This is a genomic window from Anabaena azotica SJ-1, from assembly GCF_047275885.1.
GTDB lineage: Bacteria > Cyanobacteriota > Cyanobacteriia > Cyanobacteriales > Nostocaceae > Trichormus_B > Trichormus_B azotica_A.
Genome location: NZ_CP178454.1, coordinates 3,030,503 through 3,046,366, shown reverse-complemented (window position 1 = coordinate 3,046,366; position 15,864 = coordinate 3,030,503). Strand labels below are relative to the sequence as shown.

The window sequence follows — 15,864 nt, the reverse complement described above, 5'->3', positions numbered from 1 at the left end:
GGTGAATCATTATGAAAAAAGATTTTATGTTTACATCAGAATCTGTCACAGAAGGACATCCTGATAAACTTTGTGATCAGATTAGTGATGCCATTGTAGACCGATTTTTACAACAAGATCCCTATGGAAGAATCATTACAGAATGTGCAGTTTCTACAGGTATTGTTTTTATTGCTGCCAGATTTGAACCCAATGCCAATGTTGATTTTACCAACATAGCAAGGCAGGTAATTGAACAAGTCGGTTATCAACAAACAGAATTTAATGGTAAAAATTGTAGTATTTTAACTAGTTTAACAGAATTACCTCCAGAAGACCATCATTTATTTGATGAAAAGATTTTATCGGATGGAGAAATAGAGAAAATTACTGTTACTAATCAGGCTACAGTTTTTGGTTTTGCTTGCAATCAAACTTATACTCTCATGCCTTTACCGATTTGGTTGGCACATAAATTAGCAAGACAAATTAGTGAAGTGAGAAAGCAGAAAATTCTGCCCTATCTGACACCAGATGGTAAAACTCAGGTGGGTGTGGAATATAAAAATCGTCAACCTTATAGAATTCACAGCATCGCAGTTATCGCTAGTCAAAATCAACGTGCAGAACCGGATTTACAGCAATTACAAGATGATATTCGAGAAACTGTAATTCATCCTGTATTTGCAAATGAAAAAATTAAACCTGATGCCAAAACTAGAATATTTATTAATCCTCATGGCAGATTTATTACTGGTGGACCGACTACCCATGCAGGTTTAACAGGTAGAAAAAACGCTATTGATACCTATGGTGAATATTCTAAACATAGCGGTTCAGCTTTAAGTGGCAAAGACCCGATTAGAATAGATAGAATTGGTGCTTATGCTGCCAGATATGCCGCTAAAAATGTCGTTGCTGCCAAATTAGCTGATGAGTGCGAAGTGCAATTAAGTTATTCTATCGGACTTTCTCGACCTGTGAGTGTGCAGGTAGAAACTTTTGGAACTGGGAAGATTTCTGATGAGGAAATTACCACAATTTTAGAGAAGCATTTTGATTTTCGGTTAGCAGGAATTATCAAGAAATTTGATTTAAGGTTTTTACCTTCATTAAATAAAGGTGGTTTTTATCGTCAGCTTGCTGCTTATGGTCATGTGGGTAGGAGTGATATAGAATTACCTTGGGAAAAGGTGGATAAGGTGAGGGTGTTTTAGATTTATTAGATTTGCAAAACTACTTGATTGCATCAAGGGCTTGTTTAATTTCATTTTGAAGATTATCTGACAAAAAATATTCAATATCACCTCCATATCTTTTTAAGAATTGGCAGCCAGCCTGATTAATTGCGTACCAACAAATATATAAGGGAGTGTACCATTCTTTTATTTCTATACGTTCTCCGAATACTGTATCTTCATCCAAAGTGCGTTTGTACAACCAGGTAGCTGAATGTGTACCATGAGTGAATTTGGAAAGAATACGATAAGTGGGATATATCTTATCTAACTTAATAGAACTAAGTAAACAACGGAATTTTGGAAATTCTTTAATTTCTTTATAATGAGGTGGAATATTACCCTTTATATTGTCTATATATTCTTGCATAAGCATTAAGTCATTCTCTGGTATTGATATATCTTCGTTGTAGTCCTGGAGGTTTTTTATATAATCTTTATAACCTGTTATTTCTGCCTTTAGCAAGGCAATTAAACGAATTTCTCGTTCCCAGGGATCTTCTGGATTAAGTAGCCACAGTGTATTAGCGCAAGTCTCAATTACTGTTCTTGCAAGAGATAGTGCTGGTGGTAGCAAAAGAATATCTTTGCTACCAAAATATAGTATTCCTTCTATATGTCTAATTAAGAGTTTCAAGTAGTTGTCAATAGATATATCTGACTCTAATTGTTCCGATCTATAGAGTTGAGAGTAAGAAACTCTGAATCTATTTACAATTTCTTGAATGAGTTCAACAATTTTCTGAATATCTGGTGAAGTAGAAGACATATAAATTTAATTTTTTGAACTATATTGACTAAATTTATACCAAAACAATACTTGCTGTTGGTATATAATTAATAACAAGAATATTGAAAAATTAATAGACATTTAGCTATTATCTGAAATCCACTAGTCTACAAATCTTCCAAATCGAGTTGATATCAATCATGCGATCGCATCTGCTAAAATAAATATAGCCAAAATGTCGAAATTAGTCAAAATTGCTATACAGATCTACACTCTCACAGATGCTCGCAATCAACACGGAGAAGTTTTTGACAAAGTCACTACTGAGCCAGTTCTACTCACCAAGCAATCACTGCCTAGTTATGTAATTATTTCAGCCCAAAGCTACGAGAAATTAATCCATAGGCTCAAGGAATTAGAAGATATGCTTTTGGGTCAATCTGCTGAAGTTGCACTTACTCAGTCTAAAATGGTTAGTATAGAAGTCTTTAACATTTGCACTGGAGGGTTTAGCTCATGGTAAAATGTGACGTAGAAAAAATAGAACTGCAACTTGACCAAAAAACCCTTGAAAAAGCACTTGCTTTGGCAAAGTCCCACAATTTAGACTTGTCACAGTTGATTGCTTACGCAATTGATAAACTAGCAGTAGCAGAACCAGCAAAAGACCGTTTACTGGGATTATTTGCTGATGATCCTGAGTCAGTAGACGCTATGCTAGAAGAAGTAATGAAAGATCGAGCAGCACACCCATTAAATCAACGCTTTGGATAAGGTACTAATTGACACTGATATTTTTTCTGAGATTCTCAAGAGTGTGAATCAGCGTGTAGCAACCAACGCTTCTGCTTATCATGATCATTTTGGCTTTTATACCATTTGCACAATAACCGTTTTGGAAATTGTCAAAGGTTGGCATAAGCTAAAACGAGAAGATAAAATCCAACAATTTTTTGTAGAAATTATTGAAGCTGAAGTGTTAACAATACAACTGGGTGAGGCTGAGTTAGCAGGGCGCATTTATGCTGATTTAGAACGCACAGGACAACCCATAGGACTGGCTGATGCTATGATCGCAGCGATCGCCATCCAGCAAAACTTGATATTAGTTAGCGGTAATTTATCTCACTATCAGCGTATTCAAGCACTGGGTTACAATTTGAAGCTAGATAATTGGAGAATATAAACACAGTTTCCCCTAATTATCATACAGTTTTAACCAAGGTATACCTCGTTTAGAAACGCTGCTTAAAAAACGATGTCTTAAATCATCTAATAAATAAAATGCCAAGCAACTAACAACAGCAATAACTGTCGATAATACTGCTAATTCTACAGGCACATTTATTAAAATTAACAGCAATGCCAAAACTGCAAAGACTACGATACTGTTCGTACAAATTCTTTGGGCTTTTTCTATGAACAGTAAAGAATTTCGACAACTAGGACAATGCTTTGTATGTCTGTGCCATCTATCAAATAATTGCTGATCATCTAATTCTTGAAAACTGGTTTTTATATCTTCTTCCCAAGCTGGACTACCTCCAGCAAATTCATCTAACCATTTCCTAAAAGTAACGATACCTACATCTGATTTAGCTGGCATAAAATAAGCTTTATTCCAAGGTTTTTGTAATGATGATTCAATCGTTTCTTGAGAGTGCATCATCGCTAAATCTTGATCAGCAAGCTTGTAACCAGATATATGTTTTAATCCTGTTTGTAAATATTGAGGAAGTAGATTAAAAAACAAATTCTTAGAACCAGAATTACCACCAACTAGAAACTTCACGATGTACCGACAATAACCTGGTTTAGTTGGTACAAAGTATAATTGAAATAAGTTACTTTTGCCGTTGGCATATTTATATATAGTCGTATTTGCAGAAGGTGGCGTAAATTTCCGCGTAGCTTCCATCTCTTTATTTGATACATTATAACCGCTATGTTGGAGAGTAAAACCACCTTGACTTGTGATTTCTCCTACATTTTCAAACTGTTGAATAGGTACGGTTTTTTCTGGTGAAAAAGAGCCAATTCCTTCATGTAAAAATTGAGCATGGGAAGGGTCAAGGCTACTTTCAACTGATACTATATAACCCACAGGTGCTTCAAACATATACCAGTCTATGGCATCAATATCAAGTTCTGTTTCTGGGATGGTGGCTGGTTGTTTTGATGTACAGTCTGTAAATGCTGTTACACTATGATCAGGCCATACCCAGAGTAAATTTTGTGCTACTTTTGTGGGATAGGTGGTAATTTGCGATCGCTCACTTTTACAAGCTGTTTCTTCGGCTTCACTACCAGCTAACATGGGAATTTTTGTGCATTTCCCTTCGCTGTTAAAACACCAACCATGATGTCTACACATCAGATTCCCATCTGCATTAATTTTTCCCAGAGATAGACGCGCTAATTTATGAGGACAAGCATCATCCATCACTACCCAGTTTTGATGATTATCTCTCCAAATTACGAGCTTTTTACCCAGCAGGTTGACAGAAGTCGGTTGCTGTGAATCTAAATAACTGATAGGAATAAGAGGATACCATTGCTGAATCCAAGAAAATTGATTTTCCATAATTCTTAAAATCTAACTTGTTGATAATCTTCTGTTAAATTATAACTGGCTTCAACAATCTTAACAATTACACTATCTAACAACTTTTATGTCTTTAACCGAAGAGATTCTTTCCCAACTTCCAGGCGATGTTTTAGGCGGTTTACGTCGCACAGATAACATTTTAACATCTCTGCGAACCGATCACCCAGTCATCCCCAATGTGGTGACAGAAAACCCAGAACCTTTAGACGCTGTGGACTGGGATGTAATTATCTGTGGTGGAACATTAGGAATTTTGATCGGTTGCGCTTTAGCGGTGCGGGGTGTGCGTGTAGCGTTGCTGGAAAGGGGAATTTTGCGCGGGAGAGAACAGGAATGGAATATTTCTCGCAAAGAATTAGCAGTTTTTAGAGAATTAGATTTGTTGACAGAAACAGAATTAGCCAAAACGATAGTTACTGAATATAATCCTGCACGAGTCAGCTTTCAAGGTGGTACAGAAGTTTGGGTAGACGATGTTCTCAACATTGGTGTAGACCCTATTTATCTGTTACAAACTCTAAAAACCCGCTTTCTCGCTGCTGGAGGGAAGTTGTTTGAAAACACGCCTTTTAGTAATGTCGTAGTTCATTGTAATGGAGTCAAGGTCAATAATCAATTTACCGGGAAATTGTTACTGGATGCAATGGGAAATCTTTCTCCCATCAGTCAACAAGCACGTCAAGGAAAAAAACCAGATGCACTTTGTTTAGTTGTGGGAAGTTGTGCTGAAGGTTTTCCGGAAAATAACTCAGGGGATTTGTTGTTATCTTTCACGGCTTTGCAAAATCAATGCCAATACTTTTGGGAAGCTTTTCCAGCTAAGGATGGGAGAACAACTTATTTATTTACCTATATGGATGCACATCCACAACGTTTGAGTTTAGAAAATTTATTTGAGGAATATTTACGCCTTTTACCACAATATCAAGGTGTGGAAATTAATCAATTAAATTTTAAACGGGCGTTGTTTGGTTTCTTTCCCAGTTATCGCCAAAGTCCTCTCCAAACTCCTTGGAATCGGATTTTACCAGTGGGAGATAGTAGCGGTAATCAATCACCTTTAAGTTTTGGTGGTTTTGGGGCTATGGTTCGTCATTTGCAAAGGTTAACTTTCGGCATTGAGGAAGCATTAACAACTGAACAATTATCTGCTCAATCTTTAGCACTGCTACAACCTTATCAACCGAGTTTGAGTGTGACTTGGTTATTTCAAAAGGCAATGAGTGTGGGTGTAAATCAACAAATTCTACCCGAACAAATTAACCAACTCCTTTCGGCTGTATTTGAGGAAATGCAGAAATTAGGAACACCTGTTTTAAAACCATTTTTACAAGATGTTGTTCAGTTTGGGGCGTTAACAAAAACTTTGTTAAAAACGGGTTTATCTCATCCTCTATTAGTTGCTAAAATTATCCCCCAAGTCGGTTTAATCAGTTTGCTAGATTGGATGTGGCATTACACAAATTTAGGTGTATATACTGGATTGTTTTCTCTTCATCCTATGTTAAAAACATTAATTAATAATTTACCAATTCAACAACAATATTATTGGCATCGTTTGGTAGATGCTTGGAAGTTTGGTTCTGGTGGTGATTACTCTGAATAATATCTGAGGATAAAATGATTGAGCGTAAATCTGGTGGTGTAAAATACTTTGCGGTGCTAATTGAATTACTGCGAGAACGTCAAATTTTCCTAGAAGAGATTCGCCAAGGTGTGAGATTACAAAGTAAAATCATTTCCCTTTTGGTTTGTAGTTCTCTATTTATCGCTATGTACGGCGGAATTATAGGTGCATATCATAGCTGGATGCAAGCTTTATCTTCTGCTGTCAAATTACCAGCATTGTATTTAATTACTCTGTTGATTTGTCTACCGACTTTGTTTTTTGCTAATATTATTTTTGGGTCAAAACGCACTTTTGGACAGTATTTTGCTTTGGTGCTAACAGCGGTTTCAGTGACTAGCGTGCTTTTATTTAGCTTTGCACCAGTTACTTTGTTTTTTTTAATGACTACCAATAATTACCAATTTTTAATTTTACTCAATGTCATTGTTTTTGCATTGACTGGATTTATTGGTGTTTCTTCTTTATATAATGCGACTCATGTGGTTTTAGAACAGGAAGATCAAGGTAGTAAAACTCGCAATAAAATTATCCAAGCTTGGTTATTCCTTTATGCTTTTGTAGGTAGTCAGTTAGGATGGACACTTAGACCTTTTTTTGGTACGCCAGATTCGGTTTTTCAATTGTTTAGAGAAAGAGAAGGTAATTTTTATTTAAGTTTATTACAATCTCTCGGTTATTTATTAGGAATTCGTTAATTACTCAGGGGAAATTAAAATGCTAGAAAAACAAGCTTATGTGAAAAAACACTTTGGTGTTTTGCTCAATTTATTACGCGATCGCCAGAATTTTTTAGAAGAAATTAGCCAAGAGGTAAGACTTCAAAGTAAAATCAGTTCTCTCTTTATTACCAGTTCGATATTCTTTGCAATTTATGGCTTAATTATTGGCTTTTCTAACAGTTTCGGACAAGCATTATCTAGCGCCATTAAATTACCAGCTTTTTATTTATTAACCTTGATGATCTGCTTTCCCACCTTATTCTTTTTTAACGTTTTATTTGGTTCACGCAGCACCTTTCAACAACATTTCGCTGTTTTAATGACAGCAGTGTCTGTAATTAGTGTTTTGTTATTTAGTTTAGCACCAGTGACGCTGTTTTTTATGATTACAGCCCCTGATTCATACCAATTTTTTAAACTCTTGAATGTCTTAATTTTTGGTATTACGGGTATTTTTGGTGTGAGGTTTCTTTATGAAGGTATGCAGTTACTTTCCCAACAAGATGAAGTGGGTAAAAAAACCCGGACTACAATTTTAAAATCCTGGCTATTTCTTTACGCTTTTGTGGGTATGCAGTTAGGATGGTTTCTCCGTCCCTTCTTTGGTGCGCCCGGTTATAAATTTGAGTTATTTCGGGCAGTGAAAGGTAATTTTTATCTGGATATTGTCCAAGCTATATCAGAAATATTAGGGATGAGATGATTCGTTAAAAAGAGAATATAGTTAAAGAAATTGTCAGAATCAGGATTTCCAGGATTAAAGGATGAACAGGATAAACACTGAGATTTTATCACCAATCACCAATCACCTCTTCCTTTTTCCATCCAAAAACTTCAACTGTTGATATAAACAACGAATTAGCGGTAAATTTACACCTGCTGCTTCTGCTTTTCTTAATGGGTTGCCAAAAATTGCTTCTACTTCCAAAGGACGACATTCATCAAAGTCAATTTTCATGCTCGTCCGATACGGTATCATTTTTACTGTATAATCCAGCATGGTTTGAATGAAGCTTTCAGGAATTAAACGCCCTGTACTTTTTGCCCCTAATGCTACTTCAAACATCAAATTTTCAACTAACTGACGGGTGTGTATATCTGCCATTAATTCATCTGTCCTCGCATTGAGAATAACAGACAGTCCATTGTAGGGAATATTCCACACTAATTTTTTCCAACGACCTAACAATAAATCTTCCAATTGTTCTATGGAAATACCAGCATTTTCAAAATCTGCGGCTATTTCTCGCATTTTGTCTGTAATTCCCGTGGGATGATAGTTAGCAGCATATTCACCCAAGGTAATTTGTCCATAGTCTAAATGGCGGATATGTCCTGGCCCGACTTTGTTGGAACACAGAAAACATAACCCCCCTATTACCTTGACATTACCGACAATTTGGGCTATTTCTGCTTCTATACCTAGTCCATTTTGCAATACTAACACTACGCCATCATCTTTGATGACAGGTGGTAACATCTGCGGTAGTAAGTTGTTTTGAGTTGTTTTGAGTGCGACTACGACCACATCGCAACGGGGCATTTTTCCGACCTCGTTGTATGCTTGGACTTGGGGGAGGATAAAATCACCATCTTTAGATTCAACGATTAAACCATTTTGTTTGACATCTGGGTAATCACTTTTGAGTAAAAAGTGGACGTTATGACCAGCTTTTTGCAGTTTTGCGCCATAAAAACCGCCTAATGCACCAGTCCCCAGAATTCCATAAGTGCGATCGCCCATTTCAGCTATAAATAAATCTTAGAAAAATCATAAAGGGATATTGTACCAAGATTTTAATTTAGAAAACTTAAACATGATTTACTATTCTTTATGACCTTTGACTGATTTGAGGTGACATCAATGGCTGATATTGTTGATATTGCGGTTAGTAATGATGCGTTTAAAACTTTGGTAGCTGCCGTCCAAGCTGCTGGTTTAGTGGAAACCTTAAAAAGTCCAGGGCCATTCACTGTCTTTGCACCCACCGATGACGCTTTTGCCAAATTACCCCCAGGAACTATCACCACTCTATTACAAAATATTCCCCAGTTAGCACGCATTTTAACTTATCATGTCGTGCCGGGAAAACTGACTAAGGCTGATTTAGCAAAACTGGGAACGGTGATTTCTGTGGAAGGTTCACCCATTAAAATTAATTGTGATGATGGTTTTGAAGTCAAAAATGCCACGGTTTTAGCAGCAGATATTGATGCTGATAATGGTGTAATTCACGTTATTGATACCGTGATTTTGATGGGGTAATTTAGTAATGGTGGCTATTGTCCACCATCTATTAAATAAATTTAAATAAATTTAAGGTAGCTTAATTCTTTAAAGAATGTAAAATATCTTACGTGATTACTCACATTATGCTAAGGTTAAACTAGTTAGATAAATAAATGTTAACCTTATAATAATAAGCTAAATCTTATTACCATAAATTAATGATTGATTTCAACACTTTAGCTGAAATATCACGCGCCAATTGTTCAGGAATTTGTGCCTTTCTCATACCAGCCAATATTCTTGCCACATCTTTGACCATTATTCTCACAGCAATAAACCGCCCCACTGTTCAAGTATGTCAAGCGGCTGGATTTGCTAGTATGTTTGCTTTCGTGATGATGCTGCACGTTTATACTTGGTTCATCATCGGTGTAGTGATGCTGCCAACTTTTATTTTGCTGGGTTTAGCAATCACTTGTTTATTGACCAATTTAGCGGCTATGATCTGGCGGTTAAATTCTTTAGAATTTGTTTATCCCTGGAAATTTAATAGATAAACGAATTACTGCTAGTCTCGCTGATTTTTCCAGAATTAATCCAGATTAAATTTATATGAACAAATGGGAGAGTAGTTGTAATTACTCTCCCATAAAATTTAATTAGCTATTAACTATGTTCATCATTTCATCATTTCATGATTAATTTACAGGAAGTGATGATACTTCGTTATTTACCACCAGCCACCACCATAAGATTTGTGAGAGTAGTCTTTGTGAGAATGCTGTTTATGGTAATGACCATGACAAGAATGACCTCCTCCCACAACAGTTTGTATGTCTTGAGTACCTAATTCATTTAAAAAACTGGTGGAGTCATTAAATAATTCATACCCGCTAGGAAGTAGGTTAGAAAGTGTGATCTTAGCCATGAGAATTCCTCCTTTATATCTATCTGAAAATTTCTGAAACTAAGAAACAAAATTTGACTGGATTTCAATTAATCCTATTTCTCATATTTTCAAAAAAAATCTTATAAATCAAGGATTTCATGTCAATTACATGGACATAATCAATATATTTTTGTCTAGCGACATCTGATTAATTTGGATATTAGTGGCTTAGATACCCAACTTTTTAAATAGATTAAATATCTCGTTATTCATGAATAATATAGGATTGCTATATCTGGTAGGGTATGTACAATTGCAGTCGCAATAACTTTAATTATGTCTGACAATATTAATAAATTAATAGCAAAGCAGTGGAGATAATTAAAGCAGGTAAAATTTTTGCTACTAGTATATTGCTAGAATAAAATATAACCTATTTATTAATAGATAAAAATGAATTACACAGTTGCTACTGACGTACTTAAACAAGATATTATTTTAGCTCGGTTGATAGAGCAAATAGGAGAATGTAGGCTAAATCAGGTGCAACAAACAGGAGATTTATTAGATTGTCTGTGTCGTGCCATTATTTATCAACAACTCTCAGGTAAAGCCGCAGCAGCCATTCACCACAGATTTTTAGAACTATATACTGATTCATTTACATTCAGTCATATCCTCAATACCCCAGATGATGTTTTGCGTTCCGTGGGCATTTCCCGTCCTAAGATTTCCTATTTAAAAGATTTAGCACAACGGTTTGAGGAATTACCTAGCTTAGATGACCTGCAAACAATAGATGATGAATCTATTATTAAGTGTTTAACTACAGTTAAGGGTATTGGACGTTGGACGGTACAAATGTTGCTAATATTCAGGTTACATCGCTGGGATGTTTTACCTGTGGATGACTTGGGTATTCGTGCAGCTATTCGTAATGTTTATAGTTTAACTGACCTTCCTAATAAACAAACCGTAGAACAATTAGGTCAACCCTGGAAACCTTACCGTACCATTGCTTGCTGGTATCTGTGGCAGAGTCTGGAAAATGCTTGAGGAAAGTTTTGAATGAGGAATTTGAAGAACTATAGCAAATCAAAACAGTAGTTACCCAGATGCAAAAGTTTTGAGGCACTAAGTACCTAGTACCGCAGGGCGAAGGTCAAAAGTATTATGGAGTAAGCTTTTTAGCGATTGAGAATGGTATTATTTACGCCAATCTGTACTAGACAGAATTAATTACACATATTGTCTTCCTGTTGCCTGTTAAGAGTTCCCTCCTCTCAAATTATCGGTTTAGCATAATAATTCCTAATTGTTAATTAATGTTTCGCTAACAGTATCTGGTACTTCGCCTAATTTTTCTTGTAGTTGATTAACTAAATAAAATAAGCGATTAATTTCTTTATCTTTATTTTCTAGTCTTGATTGATATTGTCCTTCCAGAATTTTGTGAGCAAATTTATATCCTTGCATAAAGTCACCATGTATTTTCTCCTTGTTAGCATCAGGATCAACGCTAATTCTGACTAAAAGAACTCCATCCCCCTTTTTTTCAATGCTCTGGACATCTAATTGAGAGTCTTGGTTCTCAACTTCAATTTTCTTAAATGAGTAAGCAAATGCATCCCAGTTAATGCTAGTACGGAAAATTAAGTCAATTGTTTCTAAAGATTTTTGATACAGCTTGGTGAACTCACCAGATGCAAAACTCCCACTAGTGGGACGACGTTCTTGTTGTCCTTGTTTAAGATAAGCGTAATCACATATTAGACCAGTGAGATTTGTAGCACTGTTAATCTGCCATTCTTCTATACAAGCTCCGGTTAAGTTGGCAGAAGTGAAATTTGTATTTAAGGCTTGAATTCTACTGAGGTTAGCTTCTTTGAGGTTAGCTTCTCTGAAGTTAGCTTCTCTGAGGTTAGCGCCACTGAGGTTAATCCCAATGAGGTTAGCCTCTCGGAGTTCAGCCTCTGTGAGGTTAGTCCCAATGAGGTCAGCCTCTTTGAGGTTAGCCCCAATAAGTTTAGCCCCAATAAGTTTAGCCCCAATAAGTTTAGTCCTACTGAGGATAGCGCCACTGAGGATAGCGCCACTAAGGTTAACCCAACTGAGGTTAGCGTCACTGAGGTTAACCCCCATGAGGTTAGCGCCACTGAGGTTAACCCCACTGAGGTTAACCCCACTGAGGTTAGCGCCACTGAGGTTAACCCCACTGAGGTTAACCCCCATGAGATTAGTCCTACTGAGGATAGCCCCAATGAGGTTAGCTCTACTCAGGTTAGCGCCACTGAGGTTAGCGCCACTGAGGTTAACCCCACTGAGGTTAGCCTTGCTGAGGATAGCGCCACTGAGGTCAGCCCCACTGAGGTTAACCCCAATGAGTTCAGCCCTACTGAGGTCAGCTTCTCTGAGGTCAGCTTCTCTGAGGTCTAACTCTATTTGTAAATTTTTAATTCTCCAATTATTCCAAACTTTTGCCCCTTGCAGAAGTATTGTGAGATGTTCTTCACTTGTCATCTTGAGCTATTCCCTATCCTTACATCTTGCGTTTAAAAAATAATTTATTTTTATTACACAGTATAATTCCAAAACTCCTAATTTTTCGATAAAACCCAATAATAATTAGGTAGCATTATCGCGCATCTTTTTAGATTACCTGGAATTATACGTAAGAAGGCAAGATATGAGCGCCCAAAGGACGCGATTACACTTCTTCAGAGAGGATCATATCTACAGTGGTTCTCAAGTCTTTAATAATTAAGTCAGGTTGGTAGAGTTCTAATTGAGTGCGATCGCGAATCCCACTTTCTACAGCTATCATCTTAATACCATGTTTTTTAGCAGCAGCAATATCAGCCTCTGTATCTCCCACCATCCAAGTATTCTCAGCAGGTGGTAATTCCGCTAAAGCCCTAGCCATCAACAGAGGTTTATCTTCAATATCACGGGTTTTGACATAATCGTTGCTGAGACAATAACGGCGATTTTCAGGAAAAAACTCACCTAAATTATATTTATTAACCGCATAGTCCAGTTCTCTCACCCTACGCATGGTCATGACTACCAAATCAATCCCCGCTTGTTGAACTTTGGACAGCGCATCTAAAGCCCCAGGTACGGGGATATCATACTGAAAATAAGGCTGTGTATGTACTGTTCGCTTGCGAATTTTAGTAAATTCCTGTGCTTGTTCTGCATCTAAACCAGATTTTAAAGCAATCTCCTTTTCAGGTCTGTGCGATCGCTTAAGTTCCCAAAATTCCGCTTTAGAAAGTTCCGTCACCACTTGGTCAGGATATCGCGTTTCCCGCAAACACAATTGATAAACTTGATAGTACCGTTCCGAAACATCCATAATCGGTCCATCAAAATCAGTAATTAATCTCAGCATCACTTGATCAAGTTAAATTTTGTGTCCATTATCTCAGAGATGAGGGGATGAGGAGATGAGGGGGATGAGGGGGATGAGGAAGATGGGGAAGATGAGGAAGATGAGGAAGATGGAGGGATGCGGAAAATAAGCATTTAGCTTCTGTCACCTACTCCCCTGCTCCCCTGCTCCCCTGCTCCCCTACTCCTCTACTCCCTGTCACCTGTCACCTGTCACCTATCACCTCTTCCCTAACAAACCCCCGTTTAACTTGTTCGCTTTCAATCGCTTCAAACAAAGCCCGAAAATTACCTTCACCGAAACCGGATGCTTGGGAACGACGTTCAATAAACTCAAAGAAAAAAGTCGGTTCGTTGAAAATTGGCTGAGTGAAAATTTGCAACAGTAAAGCCCCTGAAGGAGAATCTTTTTGACAATCAACCAATATTTCTTGTTGTGCGATCGCTTGCAATTCTTCCGAAGATAAAGGAAACTCTAACCGCTGTTGTAAATTTGAGTAATAGCTGTCAGGAACAGAGAGGAACGATAGACCCGCAGCCCGAAACCGTGCGATCGCACTAATTAAATGAGGTGTCCGTAAAGCAATATGTTGAATTCCCGAACCCCTATTCACCTCCAAAAACTCCTGAATTTGGGAATTAGGAGAAGCCGGTTCATTAATTGGTAACTGTACCTTACCATTAGCAGAAATCATCACCCGACTATACAAAGCCGAGCGTTCAGTTTGAATTTTAAAACTTTGTTGGGGTTGAAAATCAAGATTTTTTTGATACCAACTAACCGCAGCCTCTAATTCACCAACTCCCACATTTAAAACCACATGATCTATAGCCGTAAAAATGTGGGGTGATAGGTGATTAGAAACAGGACAAAGTTCTTTAATATTGACTTTTAATTCTTGGTTTTTGACTTGATTTGTTTCTCCATCCTCACCTTTTCTCGAATTTCTTTCAATCAATGTATGAGTCAAATCACCCCAAGCAGCAATCTTTGCGTATTTGCAAGCTACAGCATGATGGATGGGTTGGAGAATTTTAGCACCATTGGCAATTACTCTTGTCATCACCGCTTGCAAATCTGCCACAGCAAAAGCTATATCTACCACACCAGGAGGATGATGACGTAAAAACTCAGCCACTGGACTTATGGGTAACAAAGGAGAAGACAGCAAAAAATAGACATTCCCATTTTTCACTGCTTCTGTATGAGTATGAAACGATATTCCCTGATTTATAGGATTAGGAAAAATCGCACTCACTGCTGTTTGAAAACCCAGATAATTGACAAACCAATCTCGCCACTTTTGGGCATTTTCTACATAGAAGTGAACGTGATCAATTTGGATCATAATTGTCTGATAGCATAGCGTGGCGTAGCCATATCAGGATTTACAGAATTTAAGGATTTACAGAATTTATCTTCTCAATCAATCTTTGAGTGTCTGCATCATAGCGATAACTAGAAAAACAAATGACTATCCGGTTGAATATTAATTTCCATTGGTACAGCTTGAGGTTCAGCAGATAAAGCATAGAAAATAGCATTAGCCGCAGTTTCACAACTCAGCATTTTGCTTCGGTCTACCTTTAAGCTTACATTGTCCCAAAAAGGAGAATCCACCCCACCAAAATAGAACAGCGTGAACTTCACACCAAAGCGTTTTAACTCCTCAGCCATACACTTACTAAAACCAACAACACCAAACTTAGACGCAGAATAAGCCGCAGCCATACCCATAGAATGCTTACCCAAAATCCCTACCACATTACAGATATGACCAGACTTACGTTTTTGCATCTCTTGGGCTGCTGCCTGAGTAGTATAAAAACAGCCTTTTAAATTCAAATCTAGAATTTTCTCTAATTCCCCCGGTTCTATACTATTGTAGGGCTTCAGGATACCAATACCAGCCGCATTCACCAACACATCAATTTGACCAAACCGCCTCAAAGTTGCTTGAATCAATGCCTTTACCTGGTCTGGTTGAGTAATATCCGTAGGTACTGTCAACACTTCCCCCGATAACTCCTCAGCCAAAGTTGCTAAATTTACTGCATTTCTAGCAGCTAGTACCAGTTTTGCCCCTGTGGGTGCAAGCTGACGGGTTAAGGCTGTCCCTATACCACCAGTAGCACCGACGATGATAATAACTTTATCCTGCATCACTATCTTTACATTTCTTTACACATTATTATTTAGTATATACAACATCCCCCGATTTATGGGACTAGTAGGGGCGAAGCATTCGGGTGATAACCTATCGCTGAAACAATTGATATTCTGTCCGAATGCTTCGCCCTTCGGTATTCTAGTATTGGGTGATAACCTATCGCTAAAACCATTGATATTCTGTCCGAATGCTTCGCCCTTCGGTATTCTAGTATTGGGTGATAACCTATCGCTGAAACAATTGATATTCTGTCCGAATGCTTCGCCCTTCGGTATTC

18 protein-coding genes are annotated in these 15,864 nt (G+C 37.4%); 10 read left to right on the top strand and 8 right to left on the bottom strand.

What is annotated here, in order from left to right; all coding sequences use genetic code 11:
• The first annotated feature begins 11 nt into the window (after positions 1-11).
• Positions 12-1,196 (top strand): methionine adenosyltransferase, encoded by a 1,185-nt coding sequence (gene metK, locus ACLLO5_RS13485; RefSeq protein WP_413175975.1) that lies wholly within the window; start codon positions 12-14, stop codon positions 1,194-1,196.
• Positions 1,197-1,215: 19 nt separating this feature from the next.
• Here metK and ACLLO5_RS13480 read toward each other — a convergent pair whose 3' ends face one another.
• The gene (locus ACLLO5_RS13480) at positions 1,216-1,986 is read right to left on the bottom strand and encodes a DUF5677 domain-containing protein (protein ID WP_413175974.1); all 771 of its coding nucleotides are present in this window, start codon (positions 1,984-1,986) and stop codon (positions 1,216-1,218) included.
• A 196-nt stretch (positions 1,987-2,182) separates the two neighbouring features.
• Between ACLLO5_RS13480 and ACLLO5_RS13475 the strand changes: the two genes are divergently transcribed.
• Genes ACLLO5_RS13475 through ACLLO5_RS13465 form a run of 3 tightly spaced genes read left to right on the top strand, consistent with a single transcriptional unit; the run spans position 2,183 to position 3,133 of the window.
• Positions 2,183-2,470 carry a type II toxin-antitoxin system Phd/YefM family antitoxin gene (locus tag ACLLO5_RS13475; protein WP_413175973.1) on the top strand — a complete coding sequence of 96 codons (288 nt, stop codon included), beginning with the start codon at positions 2,183-2,185 and terminating at the stop codon, positions 2,468-2,470.
• The gene (locus tag ACLLO5_RS13470) at positions 2,464-2,721 is read left to right on the top strand and encodes a hypothetical protein (protein ID WP_413175972.1); all 258 of its coding nucleotides are present in this window, start codon (positions 2,464-2,466) and stop codon (positions 2,719-2,721) included. Before ACLLO5_RS13475 ends, ACLLO5_RS13470 begins: the two co-directional genes overlap by 7 nt.
• A complete protein-coding gene (locus ACLLO5_RS13465) occupies positions 2,714-3,133 on the top strand; it encodes a PIN domain-containing protein (protein WP_413175971.1) in 420 nt (139 codons plus the stop codon). Before ACLLO5_RS13470 ends, ACLLO5_RS13465 begins: the two co-directional genes overlap by 8 nt.
• A 12-nt stretch (positions 3,134-3,145) precedes the next feature.
• On the opposite strand, the gene ACLLO5_RS13460 is transcribed toward ACLLO5_RS13465, so the two are convergent.
• Positions 3,146-4,531: a Rieske 2Fe-2S domain-containing protein gene (locus ACLLO5_RS13460; RefSeq protein WP_413175969.1), complete on the bottom strand. Its 1,386-nt coding sequence runs from the start codon at positions 4,529-4,531 to the stop codon at positions 3,146-3,148.
• An 88-nt stretch (positions 4,532-4,619) separates the two neighbouring features.
• Between ACLLO5_RS13460 and ACLLO5_RS13455 the strand changes: the two genes are divergently transcribed.
• From ACLLO5_RS13455 to ACLLO5_RS13445, 3 genes are read left to right on the top strand one after another with little or no spacing between them, the layout of a single operon-like run.
• Positions 4,620-6,161, top strand: coding sequence for an FAD-binding oxidoreductase (locus ACLLO5_RS13455; RefSeq protein ID WP_413175968.1), 1,542 nt, complete (start codon positions 4,620-4,622; stop codon positions 6,159-6,161).
• A gap of 14 nt (positions 6,162-6,175) precedes the next feature.
• Positions 6,176-6,880 carry an actin-binding WH2 domain-containing protein gene (locus ACLLO5_RS13450; protein ID WP_413175967.1) on the top strand — a complete coding sequence of 235 codons (705 nt, stop codon included), beginning with the start codon at positions 6,176-6,178 and terminating at the stop codon, positions 6,878-6,880.
• A gap of 19 nt (positions 6,881-6,899) precedes the next feature.
• The gene (locus ACLLO5_RS13445) at positions 6,900-7,607 is read left to right on the top strand and encodes an actin-binding WH2 domain-containing protein (RefSeq protein ID WP_413175966.1); all 708 of its coding nucleotides are present in this window, start codon (positions 6,900-6,902) and stop codon (positions 7,605-7,607) included.
• Between the two features lie 102 nt (positions 7,608-7,709).
• On the opposite strand, the gene ACLLO5_RS13440 is transcribed toward ACLLO5_RS13445, so the two are convergent.
• A complete protein-coding gene (locus ACLLO5_RS13440; RefSeq protein ID WP_413175965.1) occupies positions 7,710-8,648 on the bottom strand; it encodes a putative 2-dehydropantoate 2-reductase in 939 nt (312 codons plus the stop codon).
• A 120-nt stretch (positions 8,649-8,768) separates the two neighbouring features.
• On the opposite strand from ACLLO5_RS13440, the gene ACLLO5_RS13435 reads away from it, so the two are divergent.
• Together ACLLO5_RS13435 and ACLLO5_RS13430 are read left to right on the top strand one after the other, a co-directional pair.
• Positions 8,769-9,170, top strand: coding sequence for a fasciclin domain-containing protein (locus ACLLO5_RS13435; RefSeq protein WP_413175964.1), 402 nt, complete (start codon positions 8,769-8,771; stop codon positions 9,168-9,170).
• Between the two features lie 182 nt (positions 9,171-9,352).
• On the top strand, positions 9,353-9,691 hold the full coding sequence (locus tag ACLLO5_RS13430) for a hypothetical protein (protein WP_413175962.1): 339 nt from the start codon (positions 9,353-9,355) through the stop codon (positions 9,689-9,691).
• A gap of 173 nt (positions 9,692-9,864) precedes the next feature.
• Here the strand turns inward: ACLLO5_RS13430 and ACLLO5_RS13425 are convergent, their stop codons facing one another.
• Complete coding sequence (locus tag ACLLO5_RS13425) at positions 9,865-10,062, bottom strand: hypothetical protein (protein ID WP_413175961.1); 198 nt, start codon at positions 10,060-10,062, stop codon at positions 9,865-9,867.
• 414 nt (positions 10,063-10,476) lie between these two features.
• Here ACLLO5_RS13425 and ACLLO5_RS13420 point away from each other — a divergent pair, with 414 nt between their 5' ends.
• Positions 10,477-11,079: a DNA-3-methyladenine glycosylase family protein gene (locus tag ACLLO5_RS13420; protein WP_413175960.1), complete on the top strand. Its 603-nt coding sequence runs from the start codon at positions 10,477-10,479 to the stop codon at positions 11,077-11,079.
• 255 nt (positions 11,080-11,334) lie between these two features.
• Here ACLLO5_RS13420 and ACLLO5_RS13415 read toward each other — a convergent pair whose 3' ends face one another.
• The 4 genes from ACLLO5_RS13415 to ACLLO5_RS13400 form a co-directional block, all read right to left on the bottom strand.
• Positions 11,335-12,543, bottom strand: coding sequence for a pentapeptide repeat-containing protein (locus tag ACLLO5_RS13415; protein WP_413175959.1), 1,209 nt, complete (start codon positions 12,541-12,543; stop codon positions 11,335-11,337).
• Between the two features lie 187 nt (positions 12,544-12,730).
• The gene (locus tag ACLLO5_RS13410; protein WP_413175957.1) at positions 12,731-13,417 is read right to left on the bottom strand and encodes an HAD family hydrolase; all 687 of its coding nucleotides are present in this window, start codon (positions 13,415-13,417) and stop codon (positions 12,731-12,733) included.
• Positions 13,418-13,622: 205 nt separating this feature from the next.
• Positions 13,623-14,765: a 4-hydroxyphenylpyruvate dioxygenase gene (hppD, locus tag ACLLO5_RS13405; RefSeq protein WP_413175956.1), complete on the bottom strand. Its 1,143-nt coding sequence runs from the start codon at positions 14,763-14,765 to the stop codon at positions 13,623-13,625.
• Positions 14,766-14,875: 110 nt separating this feature from the next.
• Positions 14,876-15,580 carry an SDR family oxidoreductase gene (locus tag ACLLO5_RS13400; RefSeq protein WP_413175955.1) on the bottom strand — a complete coding sequence of 235 codons (705 nt, stop codon included), beginning with the start codon at positions 15,578-15,580 and terminating at the stop codon, positions 14,876-14,878.
• Positions 15,581-15,864: the final 284 nt, after the last annotated feature.